Here is a 22178-nt window from a genome sequence, read left to right as displayed (position 1 = left end):
GATCAGGCGATTGCTTGAATGCCTTTCTTCTCGACCACCGTCAACAGGCGCAAAGCAGGGCCACCCGGTTTTTTGACTCCCCGCTCCCAGTCGGAAACCAGGTTTTTACTGACATTCAAATAGAGTGCAAACACAGGCTGCGAAAGATGCTCACGTTCACGCAAAGCACGGATACGCTCAGGCGGCATAGGCAGGACTGGCGTTAAACAAGACTCATCAAACTCACGCATGGTCTGTTTGTCGATAGCGCCAACTTCTTGCAAGGCCTGCATCGTTTCATGGATTGCGGCGTAAGCTTCACTTCGATATTTTTTTGTCATTATCATGTACCTCCGTAAATTGCCCCATGCTGATCAGCTGGGCCAAATGGGCTTCCGACAAACCCAATACATAAGCGGCAGCCTTCTTAAACGCCGCTTCTTCATCCGCATCAATATTGGCGCGATCACTTTTAGCAAAGCCATATACAAAGAAAGCACGCTCGTTTGTACGGTAGAAAATAATGGTCCGAAACCCACCCGCCTTGCCCTGACCACTACGGGCCACACGCTGCTTGACCAAGCCCCCGCCTAGATCTGCATCGACAAGTCCACGCTCGGCTCGTGTTATCGCATCCAAAAGCGCCAGATCCGCAATGCCCTGTTTGCGGGCGAACCGCTCGAACCATGCATTTTTGAAAACCCTCACCACAGCCTCAAGCGTAATTTATAACACTAAGTGTTATAGATAATAGCAGAAAAATGGCAGAAGCCTGATATCAGGCACCTGCCACATCTACAACACTTGCAAGAAGCTTAGACGTTGATCACACGTTTAAACGTTGATCGGTCAGCAAAGGCTTGTGAACACTAGGTTTCGCGGGGAAATCGAGCCACGGCCTTTGCGGGAATCGCTGGAAGTACCCCCAGTTGTACCCCCATAGGGGTACCGGGATGATAAATCAGTCTGGATGCCGGTGCCAACGCTGCACCTGCCGGATAAAACGGGTATGGCGCAGACCGCATTTTTGGCTGACGCATGGAGCGGTACGCGATGAGATGCAGGGGAACGGGCCGCTGTGGCCCAGACCCTGGAGAACTCTCATGGCAGACCATCACACCCGCCACAACCCACTGGGGCAAGACGCCCTGTTCGCCACGCCGGCATCGCTCATGCTCGATGCTCGCCTCACGCCGCTGGAGCGCAATGGCTGGCAGGTGCTGCGGATGCTGCGCTCTGCGGAGGGTATCAGCCCGCTGGCGAATCTGGGGCAGTTGCGCCGCTATCTCACCTCTACCCCGCTGGGCCAGCGGGCCGGGTACGAGACGGCCTGGCGTGTTCTCGTCGTGCTTCGACTGACAGGGTGGATCAGTCTGGTGGGCCAGCAACGCGATCCTCTCACCGGCCATGTGCTCAGCGAGCTGTATCAGGTTCACGAAAGCGCCCTGCACTTCCAACAGGCCTGCGACCTCGATGCCAGCCTGTCCGAGCTTCTGCAAGCCTCCATCGGCCATGAAAACAACCAGGTGGATTGGGTAGCCGTCCACATTCAGGCAACGCTGGTGCAGGCACCTGAAGCCGCCTCCATTGCGCCCCACGATCAGCGCCACGATGACGATGATTTGCCCCCTACGCCGCCGTCGCAGGCGAGCAAGGCAGCCGACCCACTGCCATTGTCTGGCAATTCCGCTGGCAGCACGCTTGTTCCGCAACAGACCGGACACGCTCGCCACATGACGGCTGAGCAGGGCAGTACGTATAAGACGTATATGTATAAAAAAGAACGTACGTACCGCGCGCGCGAAAGCGACGGCAATACGGCATCGCAGTCGGTGAGCTTGCCGCCTTGCCTGAGCAATGCCCAGGCAGATCAGCAAAAGGACGTGCAGGCCGCCTTGCGGCGGCTGCCGCCACAGCATCGCCAGGAAGTACTCGACGAGTTGCAGGCACGCAGCCAGAGCGGCACCGTGCGCAATGTCGTGGCCTACTTCTTCGCCTTGGTGAAGCGCGTTTTTGCTGGCGAATTCCGCCTGTGGGCAGGTCGCAAGGAGACGTCTGCCGCGAACCGGCCTACAACTCCACCGCGCACCGAAGCCCGCCCGGAACCCACTGCGCCACCGGCATCGCGTGAAACGGCCTTGGCGCACATCGCCAACATCCGCAAGATGCTGAACGTTCCGACGAACGCTGGGGACATCGCAGCACAGGCAATGCAGGCCAGGGGATGGCAGCCGCATCCTGCGTAGCAAATGCTGCCGCAAAACGCGGTCGTCACTGCACGCCGCAGTGACGACCCGCGCAACACTGCCAACAATGCGGGCGAAAACCAGTTCCTATTGCGTGCGGCATACATGATGATGCCCGCACTACATTGACCGGGCAGTTGCCAAGACCGATGGGCTTCGTACATCGGCACCCCAAACAGCGCAGGTTCCTGCAAGCGCTGGCCCGACAGGGTGGGGCCACCCCAGGTATGCCCAGGCTCCGACCGCATACCGGCCCTACCCAGGGCGGAGCCTTCTTCGTCTGTTTGAACTCATCCCTATCGCGCCGCCTGGCGCACTGTCCTTTGCGGCAATTGCCTGTGCGCAACGTACATGGCTGCCGCTGCATTTCTCATCCTACTCACTTCATAGGAGGACTCGTCCACGTTCACATCACTTTCGTCTTGTAGTACCTCCGTCCGGGCTTCCAGCAGGGAGCAAGACGGACGCCTCATTCGAGGCTCTTGTGTCTCCTGAACACCATGCCCTTGCCCTCACGGGATCTCGCCTTGGCGAGTTGGCACCAACACTAACCACTGAATTTCAGGGCAACGCAGTACGGCGCTTTGCGTGGAGGCCGGAAGATGGACGACTTGACCTATACCCTGAGGCTGCTATGCCAGCGCAACCGTGACGGCAGCTACACGACGCAGGCCGACCGGATGCGTTCGCTGTCGCTGGCCGCACGGCAACTGCGGGAGGCCGGTTTCCGGCAGATGAAAGCCTCGTCGCTCAAGGGCAAGCACGTCCAGACGCTGCTGGATCGCTGGCAGGGCGAAGGTTTGTCGTCGGGCACCATCAAGAATCGGCTCTCTCATCTGCGCTGGTGGGCCGAAAAGATCGGCAAGGCTGGCATCTTGCCGGCGGACAACACACAACTTGGCGTAGCCGAGCGCCGCTATGTGACCAACGTCAGCAAGGCTAGGGAACTCGGCACAGGTCTTGAACAGATCACCGATGTCCACGTGCGCATGGGCCTTCAGCTACAGGCCGTCTTCGGATTGCGTCGGGAGGAAGCGATCAAGTTCCAGCCCAGTTACGCAGATCGGGGCGACCACATCGCCCTCAAGGGATCGTGGACCAAGGGCGGGGAGCGAACGGTGCCGATCACGACGCCGGAGCAGCGTGCGGTGCTGGACGAAGCTCATCGGCTGGTAGGGTCGGGCTCGCTGATCCCGGCACACAAGACCTACATCCAGCAGCGGCATGTTTACGACGGCCAGTGCAAGGCAGCGGGGTTGAGCAACATGCACGGACTGCGGCATCGGTATGCGCAGATACGGTACGAGATGCTGATGGGGTTGAAGGCGCCTGTAGCCGGGGGAATTCATTACTCGACCATGTCTGCTGAACAACGCCTACAAGACCACCAGGTCCGACTACACATCAGTCTTGAACTAGGACATGGGCGAGTCGGTGTAGTCTCGATTTATCTTGGCCGGTAGCAACATTCAAACAGTCTGTCCCAGCGGTAGCGCATTCAGTTCCGCACGAGCATCCCGCCAGGCAGGATAGTGTCGGGTCAGCAACGATATGAACCTCTCGCTGTGCGTCGGCTCGATCAAATGGATCATTTCATGCACGATCACATATTCAAGCAAGTCGCGAGGCTTCTTGGCCAGTTCCGTGTTGAGCCGAATGTGGGCCTGGCGATGATTGCAACTACCCCATTTGGTTTTCATCCGTTGCAGGAAGTAGCCATTGACCTTCACGCCGATACGTGGTTCCCAGTACTCGATCAGGGGGGAAATGGCCTGGTGTAGCAAACCGCGTTGCCAGCGTTGATAGATGGCTTCGCGCTTGGCTGCATTGGTGCCGGGGCGCACATGCAGGGTGATGCGACGGTGGTCCATCTTCACCGTGGGTGGGGCATCACGCTCCAGCACCGTGAGCAAATAACGGCGCCCCCAGACGTAATGGCTTTCTCTGGTGACGAACTGGCGAGGAGTTTCGCGGGACTGTGCCTGCAATTGCGCCTGTTGCTGGCGAATCCAACGCAGCTTGGAAATAGCATAGGCACGAGCAACTTCCAGCCGCGTGCCCACCGGGGCCACCAGCGTCACCACACCCTCGGGCGGGTGCACGGAAAGATGGACATTCTTCACGGCCTTGAACGTGACGGCGATGTCCAGTTCCCCCAGACGTATGTGCGTCTGCACCATCAGTAGCCCGGCTGATTTCTCAGCAAATCGAATAGTTTGAGCGTGGCCTCGCGGTTGCGTCCGGTCAACGGGTGTAGGAAATTCTGCACGATGCGCTCCTTGGCTTCGTCGCCACGCCATCCTGCCGGGGCTTCGTCACGCATCACACGATCGATCTTCAGCGCTAGCAACGCCAACGGGTCTCCGTATTCGGCCTGTGGCTCTTTGACTACACCATCCGTATCGGGCAGCACATCGCTGGAAATGATGTCAGGCAGATTGCGATAAATCACCAGCGCACCTGCATTGCCGCGCAACATGGTAGGTTCGTCGATGTCGTGTTGTTTCGCGCGGTGCTTCTTCAGGATGTCTTCCGCCTTGCTAAGGAATGATTCGTAGGCCTCGGTACCTTCACGGCTTTGCTGGATCAGGTCATCGAGCAGCTTGGACATCTGTTCATAAAAGCGCGGATCGGTCAGGCGATCTCGGATGAGGGTCTTGCGGACGTTGTTGATGATGGTTTCCGCAATGGCGTTCTTCGACAGCTTGCCCTTCTCATTGAGCTTCTTGGCGATGGCATCGTGGATGCCGGTCTCGATGATCAGCTCGGTCAGCGACAGTTCGGCCAAGTCCCCCAATGCCTGCGCTGGCTCGGCCTGGATATAGGTGTTGATGAGGTGGCGCATGTCGGCCTCATAGGGCTTGATGTCCAGCTCTTCGCCGCTGTAATGCTTGATGGCCGAACGCATCTCGGCATAGAACTCGGTTTCCCGCCGCAAGGTGTCGGCTTCGCTGTCTGAGTAACCCGCCTCGGTCAGGTTCTGGGCGATGTCCGCGAAGGCACGCAGATAGGTCGCCACCGCCTTGTAGAAGGCAATACGCAGCGCCTCGCTTTCCAGCAGTGCCTCCGGATCACCTGCATGGCCGCAGAAGTAGTGGATGAATTGCTCCAGTTCACGCGGCTGCGGTACCGGCTCGCACAGGTAGTGCAGTGCTTCACGTGTTTCGTCCAGTTGCTTGCGGCCTTCCTCCAGCCAGTTCTTCAGATGAACGTTGTTGTCGCCGCCATTGCCCGCGTCGATGTCCAGCTCGTCGGAGCTGTATACCGCTATGGCCTGCTGCACGTCACCGAACAGCTCCTTGTAATCGACGATATGCCCATAGTCCTTGTCGTCACCATCCAGTCGATTGGTACGGCAGATGGCCTGGAACAGGTTATGGTCATGCAGTTCATTGTCTAGGTAGATGTAGGAGCAACTAGGGGCATCGAAACCGGTAAGCAGCTTGCTGACCACGATCAGCAGCTTCATGCGGGCAGGCTCTTCGATGAAGCGTCGCTTGGTTTCGTCTTCGTACTGCTTGGTGGTCTGGCCGGCACGCAGCACATGCTGCTTGTAGGTGTCGTATTTGTAGCGTTCGTCGCTGCCGGCCGATTCCTTCGAGATGGCAACCGGGTTGGGTTCGTACGAGGTGATGATGCCCACATAGGGGCCGAAATGCGTGTTCTGGAACAACCGGAAGTAATGGCAGGCATCGTAGATCGAAGCCGCCACCAGGATCGCCGTGCCGCGATCATTGTCCAGGCGAGGCTTGAGGCTGAAGTCCTCGATGATGTTGGCGACGATGCGATCCTTGCGTTCCTTGGCGCTCATCAGCTCTTCTATCGTCGCCCAGCGCTTGCGCAGGATGGATTTCTGGAAGTTGTTTAGGCCGCGCGTTTTCTTCTCGAACCAGGCATCGATGGCCGTGCGTGAAGTCAGTCGCTGCGGCACATCCCGCGCCTCGTACTTCAGGTCCAGTACCACCTTGTCAGCCACCGCTTCGTGGAACTTGTAGGTGTGGATATACGTGCCGAATACTTCGCGGGTGGTTTGCCGATCCTTGCGCAGCAGCGGCGTTCCGGTGAAGCCGATGAAGATAGCGTCGGCCAGCCAGCGCTTCATCTGCTTGTTCATGTTGCCGCCTTGGGTGCGGTGGCACTCGTCCACGAACACGTAGAAACGCCCATGGATGGGCGGTGGCTCGCCCCTGAGATCGGCCACATCGAACTTGTGGATCAGCGCGCACAACAAGCGCGGCGTAGTGGCGCCTAGTTTTCGCACGAAGTCTGCGCGTGAAGTGATGCGCGGGGGAGCCGATCCTTCGCCGATCACCCCGGCATTGCGCATCACGCCTTCAATCTGCTTGTCCAGCTCATCGCGGTCGGTCACCACCAGCACCCGCGCCTGCGGGTCATGTTCCAACAACCACTTGGCCAACAACACCATCAGGATGCTCTTGCCGCTGCCCTGGGTGTGCCAGATCACGCCACCCTCGCGTTTGGCGATGCGTTCCTGAGCGGCCTTGATGCCCTGGTACTGGTGCTGCCGGGGCACCTTCTTGAAACCCGCATCGAAAATCACGAAGTTGCGGATCAAATCCAGCAGCCGCGCCTTGCCGCACATCTGTCCCAGCGGGCGATCCAGCAGAGCGCCAGCGGTTGCCGTGGCTTGCGGTTGTTCATCCTTCCACTGCACGAAGAACTGTTCCGGTGTGCCGGTGGTGCCGTAGCGCAGGCCTTGCGCATCACTGCCCGCCAGCAATAACTGCACCGTGCTGAAGAAGCCCCGGTTGAAGGTTTCCTCCTGATTGCTGATGAGCTGGCGAATGCCGTCGCCCACATCCACCGAACTGCGCTTGAGTTCGATCACTGCCACCGCCAGGCCATTGATGTACAGAACAATGTCTGGCCGACGGGTGCTCCCGCCTCGCAGCGTCACTTCCTCAGCCAGCGCGAAATGATTGCGCTCGGGCTGCACCCAGTCGATCAACTGCACCGTCTCATGCGACTGGCCCGCCGCAATCTGCACCGGCACGCCATAGCGAAGTAACTGGTAGGTACGCAGGTTGGCCTGGTAGGGCGTGATGCCGGTGATATCCACGGCGACTTCCAGCTTCTGCAAGGCAGCGCTGATATGGGCCGGCGAATAACCGCGAACGGCCAGATTGGCGCGCATCAGATCGACTTCGATGGCGCGGTTGTGGTCGCGCTTGCTCCAGTTTCCCAGGTGCTTGTAGCCCAGGCCGCCCTCGGTCACCGGGGTGGTGAACAGGCACGCCACGCGGTTCTGGCTGTTGCGCTCGGAGCGCGGCATGGATTGGGTCATCGCATCATTCCTCGGCACCATCATCCATGGGGTTGCCCAGCTCCTGCTCGATCTGTTCGATCGTCGGCAGGCTGGTTTGCAGCTCCTGCGGCAGGGATTCCACCAGCTTGTATTCGGCAATGCCCATGGGCTGCGACTTGTCGCCCAGGGCGTACTCGGCCACCACCTTGTTCTTGCTCTTGCACAACAGCAGGCCAATGCTCGGGTTGTCCTGCGCGTGCTTCACCTGCCGATCCACCGCCGTCAGGTAAAAGCCCAGTTGTCCCAGATGCTCGGGTTTGAACTTGCCCGCCTTCAGTTCGATCACCACGTAGCAGCGCAGCTTGAGGTGGTAGAACAGCAGGTCGATGAAAAACTCCTCGCCGCCCACGTCCAGCAACACCTGCCGGCCAACGAAGGCGAAGCCCGCACCCAGTTCCAGCAGGAAATCGGTGACGTGCTGTACCAACGCCTTCTCGATTTCGCGTTCCTGTGCTTCCTCGCCCAGGCCGAGGAAATCGAAGCGGTACGGATCTTTCAGCGACTCGATGGCTAGATCGGACTGCAGTGCAGGTAGGCGCTGATCGAAGTTGGTGACGGCCTTGCCCGTGCGCTCCAGCAGGCGGGTTTCGATGTGGATGTTCAGCACATTGCGCGACCAGCCATGTTCGATGGCGGCATGGGCATAGGCCAGGCGCTCCGCTGGTGCTTTCAGGCGATCCAGCAATACCAGGTTGTGACCCCAGGGCAATTGTGCAGCAGCCTGCTGCACAATTTCGGCGTCCGGCCAGGCCTCGGCAAACGCCCGCATGTACTTGAGGTTGCGTGGCGAAAAGCCCTTCATGTCCGGGAAGGCTGCGCGCAAGTCATGCGCCAGCCGATCGATCACCTTCGCGCCCCAACCCTGCTCGGCCTGCCGCGCCAGAATGTCGCGACCGATTTGCCAGTACAGGCTCACCAGTTCCCGGTTGACCGCCAACGCCGCACGTTGCTGCGCGGTGTGGATGCGCCCTTTCAGGTCGGTCAGCCAGTCGGCGTAGCCTTGTGGGGCTGTCGTTAGGGAAGCTGGCTTGTCGGTCATGGCAATGTCACTCCTTTGGGCACAAACCCTTTCTCGCGCATCCAGCCAAGCGCCATCAGCCAGCGATCCTCAGGTATCCGCTGCTTTGCTTCGTGCCAGTTGTGCAGTACCTCGTGCACGATCGTTTCATCGGAGACGGTCCCTTTCTCACTCAGCAAATCGCTCCACGCCGCCAGCAAGGTGGCGACGATTTCGCACTGCTCCGTTTTCGCAGTTTTGAAGGCGCTCAGAATCTTCTCAAGAGTTTCGCCAATTCCGGAGAAATGCCGCTCGAAGTACGGTTTGTGACCGCCACGCTTCGCCAGTGGCACGTATTGGTAACGGCCTTCTTGCTTTCGCGCCTCGAACCATTGCTGCTTCTGCAACTGACTGTCTATGGAGCGAAGTGCACGATTGTCATAAGGGCCTGCAGCCTTGCGATGGTAGGTGGAGCCGGTATCTACCTCGCACAGATGCTCGGCAAGGAACATCATCTTCTCGAACTTGACGTGGCCAAAGGTCGGCTGGTCGTGCAACTGGTCGATGATTTCGGCTGCCAGCACGCTTCTCAGGAAATGGACGTTTGCCTTGCGTCCTTCCGTTTGCGCAGCCACCTCGCCAACCGGTTTGGCATCAGGCATTACCAACCGCGTCCTGCCGGTCAGCAGTTCCTGCATCATGGCCTGCTTGAGGGCGAGGGTCTTGGCGCGGCGGGTTTCCAGCGCAGTGATTTCGGTGTCCATGTCGGTGAGGACGTTGGCGATGGCGGTTTGTTCTTCTTTCGCCGGGGGGGCATTGAATTCAAGCCTGAGTAGCTTCGTCGCTGAAAGGCCTGGTTGCGCCGATGATTCAGAGTATTGATTCAAATTCGCTTCTGAGAGAATGTAGTAGAGCCATTTAGTGGCAACTTCTGGTGTTGAGGTCACGATAAGCGCATGCTCAGATGCAAAGAACTTTCCACTTGCAGCTACTACATTTCCGCACAGTGCGCCTTGCCTGCCGATGAGTACATAATCTCCATCGTGCGTGTAATCGTTGGTGTAACCGCGCAAGCCATTGCCGCCATAGCATGGGAACTCCGAGGTTTCATCAATATCTTCAGAGGTTATGCTTTCGCCACTTCTTAATGAGCAGAGCTCGCCCAGTGGCTTAATCTTCCACTCCCCACTGAAACCCGGCAAGCGGGTTTGGCCGGTGAGGAGTTGCTGCATGGTGGCCTGTTTGATGGCGCGCTTTTTGGCGATCAGGCAATCCAGTCCGTCCAGCAGCGCGTCCATGTCGCTGAGGGCGGTGGCGATGGCGTGTTGTTCATCCAGGTCACAGGGAAGTGGAACCTTAATGTTTCCTAGTGCACTACGTGAGATCCGCTTATGAGTCGTTCCTCCAACTTGCTCTAAAACCGATTCAAACCACTGGGGTGTGGAAAAGTACTGAACAAGGTAACGACGATCAGCATTCACCTCAGACGGCCGAAAGATAGTCACATCTACTGCCGTAACAACTTTCGTCTCTCCAAGATCTGGAAGGATACAAGCACGACCAGCCGGCTCTGCTAGACGACATATCAGGAGATCGCCCGGAATCAACTCCTTGCAATTCAGCTTTTCGAACGAAGACTCATGGATATATTTTTTGGCTTCCTTTTCTATGAATTTTCCAATTCCAATGTTACCCGTTTGAGCAATTCTGTATCCATCATTAGAAATGTGCTCCGCTTCAATCCAATCCCCATCATCAAAGCGTACCTTCTGATATCCGGCGATTTCAAAAACCGTCCGAATGCACCAATCCTCTGGAATCACTCCAGCTTCCGTCTGCTTGTACCCCAGCGTCACTTCCATACCGCACCCATCTTTTTCAAGTGTGCTTCTACCTTGGCACTGAGGGTAGCCACCTCATCCTCCAAGTTCGGCAACGGGGTTTCGTAGCGTTCGGCCAGCTCGCGGATACGCTGGGTGAGCGTTTGTGAGATGCGATCCAGCTCCTGCTGTACGTCGGCTTGCAGGCGGGCCAGCCATTTGTCTTCCACCACCAGCGTTTTGACCTCGGCTTCGCTGAGGGTGGCGTAATGGTCGTGGGCTTTCCGGTCGAGCTCCACCTCCAGCGTTTTGACGGTCTTCTTCAGTGCGGCTTCGTGGGCGCTGAGTTGCTGCCACTGCTTGAGCACGGCGCGTTCGTCGGAGCTGTCGGCGTCATCGACAATTTCGGCTAGGCGATCTTTCACCTGTGCAGCATTGATCTTGTCGAAACCTGCGAAGGCACCGTCTTCTCCACCGTGTTCTTCCTCCAGTTCGGCAATCTGGCTGGTAACACCATCCAGTTCGGCCTGCTTTGCCTCCAGTTCGGCCTGTTCGGCGGCGAAGTAACGGGCGACGATGTAGGGCTTGGGCAGCAGGTCGCAAGTCCAGCCCTTGTCCTTGGTCTTGCCCTTCTTGTCGGTTTCCACGACGCGCCGTGGCAGCGCCACCCAGCCATCGGCGGCGATCAGGTAGGCATCGTCCTGCATGGCTTCGACCCAGTAATCCATCAGATGCTGATAGATGTCGTAGGGGTCGAGCAGCGGTGCTGCGTGGAAGGTGGTGAGCAGGGTTTCGGAGACCTGCACTATCAGCGCCTTGGGTTTGTCGCCGGACTGGATGCCGGTGAGCAGAGGCATGACGGCCTGCTGCCATTTGCCGAACAGGGTTTCCACCTTGCTACGGAATTGCTGGAACTGCGGGTGGGCGAGGATGCCGGAACGTACTTCAGCCATCGGCTGGCGCAGCCGCGCATAACCGGGGCGCTCGGCCTCGAACAGCGCCTGGCGCAGGGCAGGCATTTCCTGCCAGTCGGCGGCGAAAGCGTCGATGTCGCGCTCGGGGATGCCGCCGTTGAGGTGGGCATCAATATCGTGCAGGTCTTCCGGCTCGCTGCTGTCGATGTAGCGCGGCAGGTTGAGGTTGCAGTCGTTCTTTTCGCTGGCGATTTCGTCCAGCGGCACCATGCGGGCATAGCGCGGCTCGTCCGCGCTGCGGCGGAAAGTATCGACGATGCGATGGATATCCTGCTCGCGCAGGCGGTTCTTGGGGCCATCCTTGATGAAGCCTTTGCTGGCGTCGATCATAAAGATGCCCTTGCGGGCACTGGCATTTTCCTTGTCCAACACCAGGATGCAGGCGGGGATGCCCGTGCCGTAGAACAAGTTAGCAGGTAGGCCGATGATGCCCTTGAGGATGCCGGAGCGCACCAGTTGCCTACGGATATGGGCTTCCGCATTGCCACGGAACAGCACGCCGTGAGGCAGGATGATGGCCCCCTTGCCGGTGGTGGCCTTCATGCTGCGGATGATGTGCAGCAGGTAGGCGTAGTCGCCCTGCTTGGCGGGCGGCTCACCCCAGGCGAAGCGGTGGTAGGGGTCGCTAGCCGGATCGAGGCCGGTGGACCACTTCTTGTCGGAAAACGGCGGGTTGGCGACCACGTAGTCGTAGGCGCGCAGGTGTTCACCATCCTTGAACTTGGGGTTCACCAGCGTGTCGCCGCTGAGGATGGTGGCACTGGGGAAATCGTGCAGGATCATGTTCATCCGCGCCAGGCCTGCGGTGGTCACGTCCTTTTCCTGCCCTTCCAGGGTGATTTGCCGGCCTGCCTCTGCGGCCACTTTCAGCAGCAGCGAGCCCGAGCCGCAGGTTGGGTCATAGGCGGTGGTGGAAGCCTTGGTGTTGGCGTGCGAGATGCCAATCACCTGGGCAATGATGCGGCTGACTTCGGCCGGGGTATAGAACTGGCCCTTGCTCTTGCCCGAATCCTGCGCGAAGTGGCGCATTAGGTATTCGTAGGCATCGCCAAGCAGGTCATCGTTGTCGGCGCGGTTGTTGGCGAAGTTCAGCTCGGGCTTTTCGAAGATGGCGATCAGGTTGCCCAGGCGTTCGACCATAGCTGAGCCTTCGCCGAGCTTGTTGGGGTCGTTGAAGTCAGGGAAGTCGCTGCGTGCCAGTTTGGTGTTGACCTCGATCAGCTTCTGGATGACCTGGGTGTTGATCCTGTCGCCAATGTCGGCTTTGCCCTTGAGCGCCACCATGTCCTTGAACGAAGCGCCGGGTGGAATGACCACCGGCGGGGCGAAGTCGTCGCTGTTGCCATACTTGTCGCTGATGTACTTGATGAACAGCATGAACAGGACATAGTCCTTGTACTGGCTGGCATCCATGCCGCCGCGCAGTTCGTCGCACGAGGCCCAGATGGAACTGTAGAGGTCGGATTTCTTGACGACGCCATTGCGCGGAGCAAGCGTCTTGGCAGCAGGGGTAGCAGTCGCTCGTTCCCGCGATGACGAATCTGCTTTCGTCTTTGTCTTGAGGTACGGCACGGGGGCTTCGCGTACTTCCAACGATGTCGCTGATTCTTTGTTGGCCGTATAGGCTGTCGTAGCCAGGGCAACCGAACCGCCGCGCCCTCGACCGGGAATGATCCGCCCCTCCTCGATCAGTTGCTGCTTGATGCTGTCATAGGTGGATTCTTGCCACCCCAACGCCTCTCGGAGCCGCTGATTCCCAGCGGAACCTCCCACGGCTTCGAGCTTGCTGATAAAGCGGTCAGTCTTCTGTTCGGTGCTTGTCACTTCAATATCCATCATTGTTGCCGGCCTGTTTGTTTGGATACCGGCTCTCTGTTTTCTGGGGCGCCCTGTATGTCGACGAGACGGATCCATTTCGCCCCGCGTCCCTTGCCCGTTGATTCGATCAAACCCTCTGATTTCATCGCCCGCAGTACCAGCCGCACCATATCCCGACTCACGCCCGGGCAAGCTTCTTCAACCTCGGAAATCGAAAACGGCCGAGCGCGCCCTACGACTTCCGCCCGCACCCGGTCGCCTTTGCTGCCACGTCCCCGCTCGATGGTGCCGACACGCTCCTCGAAATCGCGGTATGCCCGTAGCAAAGCACCCCAGAAGTAATCGAGCCAGGGTTTGACGTCGTGCTGCCCCTGGTGCCAGCCCTGCGAGCTGGCTTCCAGCGTCTCGTAATAACCTTCCTTGGTATCTTCGAAGATGCGTTCCAAGCTGATGTAGCGGCCCACGGCATAGTCGAAGTGGTAGAGCAGCAGCAGGGTCAACAAGCAGGACATGCGACCGTTGCCGTCCGGGAAAGGGTGGATGCACAGGAAGTCGAGCATCGCCAGCGGCACCAGTACCAACGGGTCGGCCAGATGCTGGTCCAGCGCGGTAGCGTAGCGCCCGGTCAGATCGACCATGGCCATGGACGTGAGGTGCGCAGCAACTGGCTGGAAGTGCAAACGCGATGTGCCATCCGAGTGACGCTCGATGATGTCGTTGTTGGTAGCCTTCCAGCGCCCGCCCGCCTGCGGCATATAGCGGTACAGCAGGGTGTGCAGTTGCAGCACTACGCCCTCGCTGAAGGGCATGTGCGCGGCCGATTCGTGGATCAGCGCCAGGGCGTCACGGTAGCCGGCGATCTCCTGTTCGGAGCGGCTCTTTGGTGTTGCGTTGCGGATGACCAGAGACTTCAGCCGCGAAGGCGCTACGACAACACCTTCCAGCCGGTTGGACGACTCGGTGGACTCCACCACCGCGATCTGGCGTAGCCCCTTGAGGGCTTCGGGCGACTGCGCAGCGTAGAGTTGCTGCTTGCCCTGGTACTCGCCCAGTGTGCGCAACGTGGCGGCCTGGGTGCCATCGAAGCGAAGCGCGGCGAGGTACTCGGGTGTGAGCGAGAGCATGGAAATGTAAGCCCAGGCTGTGTAAATGGGGTAATCATAGCCTTCAAATGGGGTAGTGTCTCTAAAAATGCCTCATTATCGGTTTTTGACTACCACATTTCCTGAACATTGGACTGGTCGTGAGGGGCTGGCATAGCCGACCAAGAAGGAAATGGGCGACATGAATCCAAAAAAGGGCAGTAAATTAAAAATTACCCCATTTAATTCGTTGTTTACCCCATTTCCAGCGCCCAGCCTTAGGCAAATGGCAAGGGAACGGCCCTCAAGGGACAACGGCCCCATCCAGGAAAGGAAAAAGGCCACCTGTCCATTGGTTCTGCAACACCCAGCTAACTCTTTCCTATGCCGTGCCGCTGCCCTCCGCCGCACCCAGATAGTCCGCCCAGTCCTGCAACAGTGTCCTTCTCTGATCCAGCAGCAACGCCTTGTTGTACGTCGCCCGCACCTTGTTGCTTTCCACGTGGGCAAGCTGTCGTTCAATTGCATCAGGCCGGTACCCGTTCTCATTGGCCCAAGTCGAAAAGGTCGTCCGCCAGCAATGCGGCGTCGTACCCCGGCCCAAATTCATATCGCGCATCGCATAGGTCAGTCGGTTGGGCGTAGTGAAGCCCTTGCCGCTCCGGTGTGGGAACAGATAGCGGCCACCGCCCGTGATGCACTGCAAATGCTTCAGTACGGCAATGGCCTGTGCAGACAACGGGCTGACATGATCACGTCGCGCTTTCATCTTCGCCGCAGGCCGACGCCACAGCGCATCCGCAAAGTCGAACTCGTCCCACTCGGCATCCGCCGCTTCCCCAGGACGGCAGGCGGTCAGCGCAATCAGCCGCAGACACAACGAGGTTTCCGGATAGCCCCGGTAGCCGCGCAACTCCTGATAGAACTTCTGGATTTGCTCTCGCGTCATCGCCGCTTTGCTCTCGCTGAACGGCACGCGCAGGCTGGGGATCGGGTTTGCCTCGACCAGACCCCGCACCACGGCGAACTCAAAGATCGCCGACAGATCGCCTTTGACATGAATGGCCGCCCAGGCTCCGTGGGACTTGCATTCCTCCAGCAGCGGGCGAATCTGCTTCACGCCAATGTCGCTCATCGGCATCCCATCGAACTTGGGCGACAGGTACTTCCTGATGCGGGATTCTTTCGTGCGGTAGGAACTGAGCGCAAAGACAGGCTTGATCTCAGCCAGATACGCATGCGCCACCTTGGCAAACGAGCTTTCACGAGCGCGCTTACGTTCTTCCAGCGCTTCGAGGTTACGCTGCTTGACCTGCTGCCGTTCATGGGCAGGATGAATGCCTTGCTTGACCAAGGCACGCGCTTTCTCGCGGGCAGCGCGAGCCTCCGCAAGGCTTACCTGGGGAAAGCCGCCAATGGCAAAGAGGTTCTCCTTACCTTGCAGGCGGTACTTCCACCGCCAGAGCTTGCCGCCGGTGGGTTTGACCAGCAGGAACAGGCCCCCGCCGTCTGCAAGTTTCCAGTCTCGATCAGTCGATTTGGCCGACCTGACCTTGAGGTCGGTGAGTAGGTTTTCGGGCATCGTTGGACTCCACTGCGGGAAGATGTACCCCCACGGTTGAACACGAGTACCCCCAACGCTACCCCCCGAGTTTTTCAGACCTCGATGAACAATAGGAACGCTCAGTAGACCGTATTGTTTACGCAACCCATTGATTTACAACGGACCAATCTGTCTACCAAGCGCTACTGAGCGCCACCGAGATCCAGCAAAAATCGTCAGACGTTGAACAAGAAGTTCAGCACGTCACCATCTTTCACGACATATTCCTTACCTTCAGCGCGCATCTTGCCGGCTTCCTTGGCGCCTTGCTCACCTTTGCAGGCCACAAAGTCATCAAAAGCGATGGTCTGTGCACGAATGAAGCCGCGCTCGAAGTCGGTGTGGATCACGCCTGCAGCTTGAGGGGCGGTATCGCCCACGCGGATGGTCCAGGCGCGAACTTCTTTAACACCTGCGGTGAAGTAGGTTTGCAGGCCCAGCAAGCTGTAGGCGGCGCGAATCACACGGTTCAGACCAGGTTCTTCCATGCCCAGATCGGACAGGAATTCGATCTTGTCGGCGTCGTCCAGCTCAGCGATTTCGGCTTCCACGGCAGCGCATACGGCAACCACAGGAGCGCCATCAGCGGCAGCATAGTTCTGCACGGCTTCCAGGTGTGGGTTGTTGGTAAAGCCATCTTCTTTCACGTTGGCCACGTACATAGTGGGCTTGGCGGTGATGAAGCCGTAAGACTTGATCTGGTGCAGCTCGTCCTCGTCCAGCTTCAGCGAACGCACGGACTTGCCTTCGCCCAGGGCTTTTTCGATACGCTCCAGCAAGGCCACCAGTTTGGCAGCATCTTTATCGCCCGAACGAGCCAGCTTCTGATTGCGGTGCACGGCTTTTTCAACCACGCCCAAATCAGCCAGCGCCAATTCGGTGTTGATGATTTCGATGTCAGCCAGGGGGTCCACTTTACCGGCAACGTGAATCACGTTGTCATCGGCAAAACAGCGCACCACGTGCACGGTGGCGTCGGTTTCACGGATATTGGCCAGGAACTGATTACCCAGGCCTTCGCCCTTGGAAGCACCCGCGACCAGACCGGCGATGTCTACAAATTCCACCACGGCAGGCAAAATGCGCTCGGGGTTCACGATCTTGGCCAGATCTTGCAAACGCTGGTCAGGAACTTCGACCACACCGACGTTCGGTTCGATGGTGCAGAAGGGGTAGTTTTCAGCCGCAATGCCGGCTTTGGTCAGAGCGTTGAACAGAGTGGATTTACCAACGTTGGGCAAGCCAACGATGCCGCATTGCAGTGCCATGAGTATCCTGAAAATCAAAGAGTTATATAAACGATGCGCTATTGTAGCGCCCTTGGGCGCTACAGAGCCTGCAGACGGGTCAGAACAGTCGTGCCGGGGACACAGGCTAGCGCCTTGAAACGCGGGCTTGCCTAGACAGGAATGCCGTCAAACAGCTTGAGCAGGCCAATAATCAGCAAGACCGGGCCACCATTGAAGATGGCATGCAGCACAATCGACGCACCCATGCCTCGACGCACTCGCAGCCAGGCCAGCACCAGCCCTGTCAGACATTGGGGCAGCACCAGCATGGGCAGCAAATACCAGCTCATGCTGTTTAGCTGAAAGTTATACAAATGCAGCGCACCAAAGGCCAGCGTTGCCCCATAAAACACCCAGGGAAAGAAACGCCAATAGCGTCGCATGGATGAAAAGCGCCACGCCCTTCCCTGCAAGGCGCCCACCAGCTTGCGCCACCAGCTGCTGCCGGCGGGCAAAGCCTCGCGTGGCATGCCGGTATAACGGCTGATCCAGATTGCCAGACACAAGACCAGCAAGCCTTGTATCAACCACCAGCTTGGTCCCTGAAACATCAGGAACACCGCCAGCGGAACAACCGTCAGCCATTGTGACGGTCGTCTCAGCACGAAACGAAAGACCAGCTCTTCCACAATGGGTGCCCAGATAATAGCTTGCACCCAGGGAATACGTGTCGGGTCCAGACGATGCTGCGCACCACCCACACCCGCTACCGAGACCGCGATCGGGCCCAGTACCAGCGCATTAATCAGCCAAAGCATGCCCGCCCATTGCAGCAGACGCTTCCAGGGCAAGGGAGCAAACCAGTCCAGATACCAGCCATCACCCTGGACTCTGCCAGGCAAACGCCGGGCGCTGCGAGGGTGACGCAGAAAATAGAAGAAATCTTTAAGCTCGTCCCGGAAACGCATCTGGCTGCTTGGCGCTGGCTTCATGTATCAAGCCTTCTGGGGCGCGTAAAGCTGGCGGGTCGCCTGCTCAAAGTCGCCACGCAGCAAAGCAGGCATCATGACGCGGCAACGGTTCATGCCGTCCTCGATCTCGCGCAGCTCTTCATTGCGAGGGGTATGCAGCACAAAGTTCACCACTTGCTGGGCCAGGCCCAAGGTACGAGGGTGACCAATGCCCAGGCGCAAGCGCCAGAAATCCGGTGTCCCAAAGGCGGACTGGATGTCGCGCAGACCGTTATGCCCAGCGTGTCCCCCCCCTTTTTTCATCTTCACCTGACCGGGCAGCAAATCCAGTTCGTCATGCAGGACCAGCACCTGTTCGGGCTTAAGCTTGTAGAAACGCATCAAGGCACCGGCGGCTTGCCCGGACTTGTTCATGAAGGTAATGGGTTTGGCGATGATGACGTTTTCACCTTCGAAACGCGCTTTGGCCACCCAGGAGAAAAAGGACTTTTCCAGGTTGAACGTTGCATGCAGATCATCGGCCAACTGGTCTGCCAACCAAAAGCCCGCGTTGTGGCGGGTGGTTTCGTACTCAGGGCCAGGATTCCCCAGGCCAACAATCAAACGGATAGGCTCAGACATGAATGTTTTCGCAGAAAGCGCCTGCTCCGGCAAAGGCGCAGGCACAAATAACAAACCCCCGCCAGCATACGCTGACAGGGGTTGATTCGCCAAGCTGCAAGCCGACCGAAGCCGGCTGGCAATCTTGATTACTCGGCGCTTTCTTCTGTTGCTTCCGAAGCAGCAGCACCACCGCCAACTGGCAAAGCAGCAGCCAGCAGAGGGTTGGTGTCGTTACCAGCGTAAGTCACGCCACGTGGCAGCTTGATGCTGTCCAGGTGCACGTTGGCGTTGGCAGTCATGCCGCTCAGGTCCACAGTGATGGACGCAGGCAGGTTGGCTGGCAAGCAGGTGATTTCCAGCTCGGTCAGGATGTGGCTGATAACTTGGCTGCTCAGCTTGACGGCTGGGGACACATCGCCACCTTCAAAGTTCAGAGGAACTTTGGTGGTGATGGCTTGCGAAGCCAGAACGCGTTGGAAGTCAACGTGCAGAACTTGCTGCTTGTAGGGGTGCCACTGAACCGAACGCAACAGCACTTTTTCAGCTTTACCGTCCAGTTCCATCGTCAGGATGGAAGCGTGGAAGGCTTCTTTGCGCAGGTTGTGGTAAGTCTCGTTATGATCCAGAGAGATCACGACGGGCTGTTCTTCGCCACCGTAAACAATAGCAGGAACTCGGCCAGCGTGACGCAGGCGGCGGCTCGCACTCGTACCTTGTACATCACGCGACGTAGCGGTGAATTTCATGGAAAACTCCAATTTGCAGGGTCATGGACCACTGCGAAAAAACGGTAGTTGCCTACCTAGTTGACGTGCGCCGCGACCAGCGCACGCTAAAAAACTTAGTCAGTGAACAAGGAGCTGACGGACTCGGCGTTCGAGATACGCAAGATGGTCTCGCCCAACAGCGCTGCACAGGACAGCTGGCGAATCTTGCTGCACTCGCGGGCCTTGGCGGACAAAGGAATGGTGTCCGTGACAACCAGCTCGTTCAACTGGGAATGCGTAATACGTTCAATGGCCTCGCCCGAGAGCACAGGGTGGGTACAGTAGGCGTAAACCGCCTTGGCACCGCGCTCTTTCAGAGCTTCAGCCGCCTTGCACAGCGTGCCGGCCGTATCCACCATGTCGTCCATCAGGATGCAGGTGCGTCCGTTGACGTCACCAATGATGTTCATGACTTCGGATACGTTGGCACGTGGGCGACGCTTGTCGATAATGGCCAGATCCACTTCCAGTTGCTTGGCCAATGCACGTGCGCGCACCACACCGCCGATGTCAGGCGAGACAACCACCATGTCCTGGTAGTTACAGCGCCAGATATCGCCCAGCAAAATGGGGGAAGCGTAGATATTGTCGACAGGGATATCAAAGAAACCCTGGATTTGGTCAGCGTGCAGATCCATCATCATGACGCGATCAACACCGACCACTTGCAGCATATTGGCTACGACCTTGGCAGAGATCGACACACGCGCCGAACGGGGGCGTCGATCCTGACGTGCATAACCGAAATAAGGGATGGCAGCGGTGATGCGACCGGCCGAAGCGCGGCGCAAGGCATCGACCATCACCATGATTTCCATCAGATTGTCGTTGGTGGGAGCGCAGGTGGGCTGCAGAACGAAAACATCGCGACCGCGTACGTTTTCATTGATTTCAACCATGGCCTCCCCGTCGGAGAAGCGACCCACCGTCATCTTCCCCAGCGACATATCAAGGTGGTTGACGACATCGACAGCAAGGCGAGGATTAGCCGTGCCGGTGAAGATCATGAATCGGTCTTGTGCCATGATGGGAGATAGATTTTGATGCAGGAAAAGCAAAGCTGTTGATCGGGACCTCGTTAAGGTAACGACTCAACAGCTTTACATTATCGCAGGCTAGGCCTGAAAGGTGGCTGGGGAAGAAGGATTCGAACCTTCGCATGCTGGAATCAAAATCCAGTGCCTTAACCAGCTTGGCGATTCCCCAAATACTTACTTAATCCAGTAGCGTAGCGGATGATCTTGCAATCCAGAACAAACCCAAGTTTGTTCGACCAGCAATTTACCACTATTTGATTCTTCGCTACCAGAAAAATCTATTTTACTGCTATTTCGGTCAATTTCAAACTGACCTGTCTTGGCACTTTGCTTGTCTCTGCACTCAACAAACAAACAAGAACCTGAGCCTGTTATTCTAGCATTTAATTTTAAACTTTGCAAACCCTGTTTCAAAACTTTTAAATCAGGATAAAGATTAAATGCTACTGATTCCAGGTTGTTTCTGCCAAAGTAAGGATTGTTGTCCTTGGCTTGCCAGAATTTTTCTTGCCAATCAGTAAAGAACGTTATTGTGATGGGTTTCTCGTCACGTGTCAAGCATTCGGAGCTAAATATTTTCCCCGTGGATATAAATTGCGGCGGACGGATGATGATGTAGTCCCGGGGCGGCATCTGAATGGCTTGCAGTTGTTCCCCTACCCCTTGCGCAAATGCAGCCTGTCCGAATACAAAAACCGGCACATCGGCGCCCAGGGGCAAGCCAATATCCATCAAGGCCTGACGGCTCAGGCCCAGGTTCCATAAACGATTCAGGGCAATCAAGGTGGTGGCCGCATCGCTGGAGCCGCCGCCCATCCCCGCTCCCGAAGGAATATTCTTGATACAAGAGATGTCTACGCCTTGCCGAGCGCCGGTCGCTTGTTGCAGGGCACGAGCGGCTTTGATCACCAGATCCTGCTCCGGCTCCACATCGCTCAAGGTACTGTGTGCCCGATGGATCTGCCCATCGCTACGTGGTACGAAGCTCAGGTAATCATTCAGGTCCACAAAACGAAAAGCAGTTTGCAAGAAATGGTAGCCGTCCTCACGACGACCCGTAACGTGCAAAAACAGATTGATCTTGGCCGGAGCCGGGACGTTGTAGAGCGCCATTACACAAACCTGCTCGGGACTTTACTGATCCACGACCAAGCGCACGCTGATGGAGCGGTTGGCTTCATGACGATTCAATTGCAGCAGGCGCGGGCCTTGTTCGTCGTAACGCGAGAGCGTCACACGCCAGCCGGACTGCTCGAAACTGCTTAGCTTTTGCTGGTCATCCCGGCGTTCGCTTTGAACCGGGGCACTACCGGTGCGGCCATGCAGCCAGTCACGCAAGCCTGCAACAGGAACAGGACTGCCCAAGACCTGTTCAACCAGGGCATCGGGATGGGAGGCGATTTCCTGACTACCGTCTGTGCGTTCCAGAATGGCGCGCCCCGGTAACACCCAGACTCGCGCCAAGGTATTACCCAAAGGATTGCTCAAATCCAGCATCAGCTTTTGGCCGTCGTCGCGCCAGGAAAAGCCACCCTGCACGGCTTCGACCTGCGAACTGGAATGAGTCACGCTCAGCGCAAAACGGCCTGAACGAGACAAGGCGCTTGCCTCTTGCGACGCATCCGTAACGCTGCCAAGGTCAGATTTGGGCGGTGTCGCACAAGCACTGAGCAAAGCAACCAGGGCCAAAGCCCCTGCTCGGGTCCAAGCCCGCTGTTTCAAGATA

General features: G+C 57.8%; 18 protein-coding genes and 1 tRNA gene. 2 read left to right on the top strand and 17 right to left on the bottom strand.

Features of this window, described 5'->3' with window-relative positions; all coding sequences use genetic code 11:
* Positions 1–2: 2 nt before the first annotated feature.
* Both KOE80_RS01230 and KOE80_RS01225 read right to left on the bottom strand, forming a co-directional pair.
* Positions 3–320: a helix-turn-helix domain-containing protein gene (locus tag KOE80_RS01230; RefSeq protein WP_042483033.1), complete on the bottom strand. Its 318-nt coding sequence runs from the start codon at positions 318–320 to the stop codon at positions 3–5.
* A complete protein-coding gene (locus KOE80_RS01225) occupies positions 298–687 on the bottom strand; it encodes a type II toxin-antitoxin system RelE/ParE family toxin (protein ID WP_226348161.1) in 390 nt (129 codons plus the stop codon). The genes KOE80_RS01230 and KOE80_RS01225 overlap by 23 nt, the downstream gene beginning before the upstream one ends.
* Positions 688–1082: 395 nt before the next feature.
* Between KOE80_RS01225 and KOE80_RS01220 the strand changes: the two genes are divergently transcribed.
* Together KOE80_RS01220 and KOE80_RS01215 are read left to right on the top strand one after the other, a co-directional pair.
* Positions 1083–2225: an STY4528 family pathogenicity island replication protein gene (locus KOE80_RS01220; RefSeq protein WP_226348160.1), complete on the top strand. Its 1143-nt coding sequence runs from the start codon at positions 1083–1085 to the stop codon at positions 2223–2225.
* Positions 2226–2827: 602 nt separating this feature from the next.
* Positions 2828–3688: a phage integrase N-terminal domain-containing protein gene (locus tag KOE80_RS01215; protein WP_226348159.1), complete on the top strand. Its 861-nt coding sequence runs from the start codon at positions 2828–2830 to the stop codon at positions 3686–3688.
* A gap of 6 nt (positions 3689–3694) precedes the next feature.
* Here the strand turns inward: KOE80_RS01215 and KOE80_RS01210 are convergent, their stop codons facing one another.
* The 15 genes from KOE80_RS01210 to KOE80_RS01140 all read right to left on the bottom strand — a co-directional run bounded on the left by KOE80_RS01210 (position 3695) and on the right by KOE80_RS01140 (position 22177).
* Positions 3695–4405 carry a M48 family metallopeptidase gene (locus KOE80_RS01210; RefSeq protein WP_226348158.1) on the bottom strand — a complete coding sequence of 237 codons (711 nt, stop codon included), beginning with the start codon at positions 4403–4405 and terminating at the stop codon, positions 3695–3697.
* Complete coding sequence (locus KOE80_RS01205; RefSeq protein ID WP_226348157.1) at positions 4405–7530, bottom strand: type I restriction endonuclease subunit R; 3126 nt, start codon at positions 7528–7530, stop codon at positions 4405–4407. Before KOE80_RS01205 ends, KOE80_RS01210 begins: the two co-directional genes overlap by 1 nt.
* 4 nt (positions 7531–7534) lie before the next feature.
* Positions 7535–8590 (bottom strand): PDDEXK nuclease domain-containing protein, encoded by a 1056-nt coding sequence (locus tag KOE80_RS01200; protein ID WP_226348156.1) that lies wholly within the window; start codon positions 8588–8590, stop codon positions 7535–7537.
* Positions 8587–10410, bottom strand: coding sequence for a restriction endonuclease subunit S (locus tag KOE80_RS01195; protein WP_226348155.1), 1824 nt, complete (start codon positions 10408–10410; stop codon positions 8587–8589). The genes KOE80_RS01200 and KOE80_RS01195 overlap by 4 nt, the downstream gene beginning before the upstream one ends.
* Positions 10401–13181 (bottom strand): type I restriction-modification system subunit M, encoded by a 2781-nt coding sequence (locus KOE80_RS01190; RefSeq protein WP_226348154.1) that lies wholly within the window; start codon positions 13179–13181, stop codon positions 10401–10403. The genes KOE80_RS01195 and KOE80_RS01190 overlap by 10 nt, the downstream gene beginning before the upstream one ends.
* Positions 13178–14284: a Fic family protein gene (locus KOE80_RS01185; RefSeq protein WP_226348153.1), complete on the bottom strand. Its 1107-nt coding sequence runs from the start codon at positions 14282–14284 to the stop codon at positions 13178–13180. Before KOE80_RS01185 ends, KOE80_RS01190 begins: the two co-directional genes overlap by 4 nt.
* Before the next feature lie 340 nt (positions 14285–14624).
* Positions 14625–15824, bottom strand: a complete 1200-nt coding sequence (locus KOE80_RS01180; RefSeq protein ID WP_226348152.1) for a tyrosine-type recombinase/integrase — start codon at positions 15822–15824, stop codon at positions 14625–14627.
* A 197-nt stretch (positions 15825–16021) separates the two neighbouring features.
* Entirely contained in the window at positions 16022–17113 is a 1092-nt protein-coding gene (ychF, locus tag KOE80_RS01175) for a redox-regulated ATPase YchF (RefSeq protein WP_009461081.1), read from the bottom strand.
* A 131-nt stretch (positions 17114–17244) separates the two neighbouring features.
* Positions 17245–18066 carry a type II CAAX prenyl endopeptidase Rce1 family protein gene (locus KOE80_RS01170; RefSeq protein ID WP_226348151.1) on the bottom strand — a complete coding sequence of 274 codons (822 nt, stop codon included), beginning with the start codon at positions 18064–18066 and terminating at the stop codon, positions 17245–17247.
* A 3-nt stretch (positions 18067–18069) separates the two neighbouring features.
* A complete protein-coding gene (gene pth, locus KOE80_RS01165; RefSeq protein ID WP_009461083.1) occupies positions 18070–18666 on the bottom strand; it encodes an aminoacyl-tRNA hydrolase in 597 nt (198 codons plus the stop codon).
* 128 nt (positions 18667–18794) lie between these two features.
* Complete coding sequence (locus tag KOE80_RS01160) at positions 18795–19394, bottom strand: 50S ribosomal protein L25/general stress protein Ctc (protein ID WP_042483025.1); 600 nt, start codon at positions 19392–19394, stop codon at positions 18795–18797.
* Positions 19395–19489: 95 nt separating this feature from the next.
* Complete coding sequence (locus KOE80_RS01155; RefSeq protein ID WP_042483022.1) at positions 19490–20440, bottom strand: ribose-phosphate pyrophosphokinase; 951 nt, start codon at positions 20438–20440, stop codon at positions 19490–19492.
* Positions 20441–20544: 104 nt separating this feature from the next.
* A tRNA-Gln gene (locus KOE80_RS01150) sits at positions 20545–20621 on the bottom strand.
* 5 nt (positions 20622–20626) lie between these two features.
* Positions 20627–21565: a 4-(cytidine 5'-diphospho)-2-C-methyl-D-erythritol kinase gene (gene ispE, locus KOE80_RS01145; protein ID WP_226348150.1), complete on the bottom strand. Its 939-nt coding sequence runs from the start codon at positions 21563–21565 to the stop codon at positions 20627–20629.
* A gap of 21 nt (positions 21566–21586) precedes the next feature.
* Positions 21587–22177: an outer membrane lipoprotein LolB gene (locus tag KOE80_RS01140; RefSeq protein WP_413228914.1), complete on the bottom strand. Its 591-nt coding sequence runs from the start codon at positions 22175–22177 to the stop codon at positions 21587–21589.
* Between the last annotated feature and the right edge of the window lies 1 nt (position 22178).

This window comes from Alcaligenes sp. 13f, assembly GCF_020496585.1.
In the GTDB taxonomy this organism is placed as follows: domain Bacteria; phylum Pseudomonadota; class Gammaproteobacteria; order Burkholderiales; family Burkholderiaceae_B; genus Alcaligenes; species Alcaligenes phenolicus.
Note: the sequence above shows the minus strand (reverse complement) of the source record. Positions and strands in the feature narration are given on the sequence as shown.